The organism is Bradyrhizobium sp. SZCCHNR1051 (assembly GCF_032489615.1).
Lineage (GTDB): Bacteria > Pseudomonadota > Alphaproteobacteria > Rhizobiales > Xanthobacteraceae > Bradyrhizobium.
This window is the reverse complement of record NZ_JAUEYJ010000054.1, coordinates 1-3,375: the sequence shown is the minus strand read 5'-3', so window position 1 is coordinate 3,375 and position 3,375 is coordinate 1. Positions and strand designations below refer to the sequence as shown.

Here is a 3,375-nt window from a genome sequence, read left to right as displayed (position 1 = left end):
TTTGGCGATGCTCAAGACCGTAGAAGAATCCACGCCATGCGCCTTGTCCACTCAGTCTAAACCGGACAGCCGTGGGTCAAGCCCGGGCATGACGAGCGGACAGAGTGCGCGTCACAATCCCATCTGCCGGCTGGCCAGATCCTTCATGATCTCCTCGGTGCCGCCGCCGATCGCGTTGACCTTCACCTCGCGATAGATCCGCTCGACCCGGATGCCGCGCATGAAGCCGGCGCCGCCGAAGATCTGCACCGCTTCGGAGGCGCAGTAGGCCATCGTCTGCGTCGCCTGGTTCTTCATCATGCAGATCTCGGCGACCGGATTGTCGCCCTGTTCGAGCCGCCACGCCAGCATTTCCAGCATCGCCTGCGACGCCGCGACGCGCTGCGCCATGTCGACCAGCTTGTGCCTGATCACCTGGTGCTGCGCCAGCGGCTTGCCGAAGGTCTGGCGCTCCTTGGCGTAGGCGATCGCATCGTCGAGGCAGACACGGGCGAAGGCCGTGCAGCTCGCCGCCATGCCCATCCGCTCGCTGTTGAAATTGTGCATGATCAGCTTGAAGCCCTGCCCCTCCTCGCCGATCAGGTTCTCGACGGGCACGCGGCAGCCGTCGAAATGCAGGGTCGCAGTGTCCGACGCCCACCAGCCCATCTTGTCGAGCTTGGTGCGCGTCAGGCCCGGTGTGTCGCCGGGAACCAGCAGCAGGCTGACGCCCGCCGGCCCAGGTCCGCCGGTGCGCACGGCGACAGTGATGTAGTCAGCGCGCATCCCGGAGGTGATGAACGTCTTCTCGCCGCTGACGACGTAGTGATCGCCGTCGCGGACCGCCTTGGTCCTGAGATTGGCGACATCCGAGCCGCCGCTCGGCTCGGTGATCGCCAGCGCCGAAATCTTCGAGCCCGATAGTATGTCCGGCAGCACCCGCGCCCTCACCTCCGGCCGCGCGGCGCGCGCGATCGGCGGCGCGCCGATCGTATGGCTCATCAGGCTGGCGCTGATGCCGCCGGCACCCGCACGCGCCAATTCCTGCGACGACACGATCTTCATGAACTGGTCGGCCGGCACGCCGCCGAATTCCTCCGGGAAGCCGAGCCCAAGCAGGCCGATCTCCGCCGCCTTCAGATACAGCGCGCGCGGAAATTCGCCGGCCTCGTCCCACGTGCTCGCGAACGGCGCGATCTCCTTGTCGACGAACCGCCTGATGACGTCGCGGAAGGCCTCGTGCTCGGCCGTGTAGAACGGGCTTTTCGTCATGGCGGTGCCGGGAGGATCCTGCTTCGTGCGCGGGAGAAGATGCGCCGGAAACGCCCGTATCAACTTGCGTGGAGTGGCTGGCCGGCAAAATCACCTGCGGCGCGCCCGATCGGCCTCCGCCAGGTTCCCAAGGCCAGCGCCTGGACGCAAGACAGTGCATTGCACACATCTGCCCACTCGATTGCGGTGAGCGGCCTCCCATGGCCACCATCGCCGCAGGCCAAGAGCAAAAACGACAATCACGGAAATTCAATCGAGGAAGCCCAGGGATGTTGCCGATGACGACCAGGACTCTGCTCTCATTCGCGGCCGCGGCCGCCTTTTCCGTACTGGCGAGCCAGAGCGCGCTTGCGCAGAAGAAATACGACACCGGCGCCACCGACACCGAAATCAGGATCGGCAACGTCGAGGCCTATAGCGGCCCGGCCTCGGCCTACGGCATCATCGGCAAGACCGAGGAAGCCTATTTCAAGATGATCAACGATCAGGGCGGCATCAACGGCCGCCGGATCAACTTCATCTCCTATGACGACGGCTACAGCCCGCCGAAGACGGTCGAGCAGGTGCGCAAGCTGATCGAGAGCGACGAGGTGTTCCTGGTGTTCAATGCGCTGGGCACGCCGACCCAGACCGCCGTGCAGAAATATCACAACGCCAAGAAGGTGCCGCAGCTGTTCCTGGCCACCGGCGCCAGCAAATGGAACGACCCGAAGGAATTCCCCTGGACCATGGGCTTCCAGCCGAGCTACCGCGTCGAGGCGCGGATCTTCGCCAAGTACATCCTCAAGGAGAAGCCGAACGCGAAGATCGCGATCTTTTATGCCAATGACGATTTCGGCAAGGACTACGTCCTCGGCATCAAGGAGGTGCTCGGCGATAAGGCCAAGACCATGATCGTCGCCGAGGAGAGCTACGAGACCACCGAGCCCTCGATCGATTCCCATATCGTCAAGCTGAAGGGAACCGGCGCTGACGTGTTCGTCAACATCTCCACGCCGAAATTCGCAGCCCAGGCGATCAAGAAGATCGCCGAGCTGGAATGGAAGCCGATGCATGTCATGACCGACGTCTCGATCTCGATCGGCGCGGTGATGAAGCCCGCCGGCCTCGATGCGTCCGAAGGCGTGCTGTCCGCCGGCTATCTCAAGGATCCGTCGGACCCCCAGTGGAAGGACGACGAGGGCATGAAGAAGTTCATGGCCTTCATCGACAAGTACATGCCGGGCGCCAACATCTCCGACGCCAACCTCGCCTATGGCTATGCCGCGGCCCAGACCATGGTGCAGACCCTGAAGCAGTGCGGCGACACTCTCACCCGCGACAACGTCATGAAGCAGGCCGCCAGCCTGAAGGATTTTGCGCCCGACACCCTGATCCCCGGCATCAAGGTCAATACCGGCCCCAATGATTTCGCCCCGATCGAGCAGCTCAAGATGATGCAGTTCAAGGGCGGCAAATGGGACCTGTTCGGCGACATCATCAGCGCGGACGTGGGGGGATAGGCGGAAGGAAGATGGCGCGCTGCGCGTCTCGCTCGGCTTCGCAACGCGAGCACACCGAAAATTAGATATCCATCTCTCACGACGACGGCGGCCGGCTCCCCTCCCCCTTGCGGGGAGGGGTCGGGGGTGGGGGTCCACGCGCACCGACCCGCATGAAGGCCCCCGCGCCTATCGACGTCGTCGCTCGATATATCAGGCGCTCTGGACCTCAGCCCCCCCTCGCCCCTGCCGCGAAGCTGTGCTCGCGTCTCTCAGAGATCCTCCCTCATCACATCGAGCACGACTCGTTGGACCCCCACCCCCTCCCCGCAAGGGGGAGGGGAGCTGACCGACATCGCGGCAAGAGCCTGCTCTTCACGAAGAAAACCGATGTTCGGCTTGCCTCCGGATTCTGATAAAAATAATTTACTTGCGATTTTTCGGAATTCATGATTGTATCGCTGCATCCCGCCTCACCGCAGAGGGGCGTTGCGCGCGATCGTCACGACACGCGAGGTGGGGATGCGATGGCCGCGAGAGATCGCAGCATTCTCCTCAACGAGGATGCGGACGAACGATCGCTTGCGGACGTGAAGTCGCAGCGTCCTGACACCCCGATGCTGGTGTCCCGCGCAATGCGCAA

The 3,375-nt window shown here is 63.5% G+C and carries 2 protein-coding genes; one reads left to right on the top strand and one right to left on the bottom strand.

Annotated elements, in window-relative coordinates:
• Positions 1-111 precede the first annotated feature (111 nt).
• Positions 112-1,251 carry an acyl-CoA dehydrogenase family protein gene (locus QW868_RS33430; protein WP_316232567.1) on the bottom strand — a complete coding sequence of 380 codons (1,140 nt, stop codon included), beginning with the start codon at positions 1,249-1,251 and terminating at the stop codon, positions 112-114.
• A 269-nt stretch (positions 1,252-1,520) separates the two neighbouring features.
• Here QW868_RS33430 and QW868_RS33425 point away from each other — a divergent pair, with 269 nt between their 5' ends.
• On the top strand, positions 1,521-2,753 hold the full coding sequence (locus tag QW868_RS33425; RefSeq protein ID WP_315781338.1) for an ABC transporter substrate-binding protein: 1,233 nt from the start codon (positions 1,521-1,523) through the stop codon (positions 2,751-2,753).
• Positions 2,754-3,375: the final 622 nt, after the last annotated feature.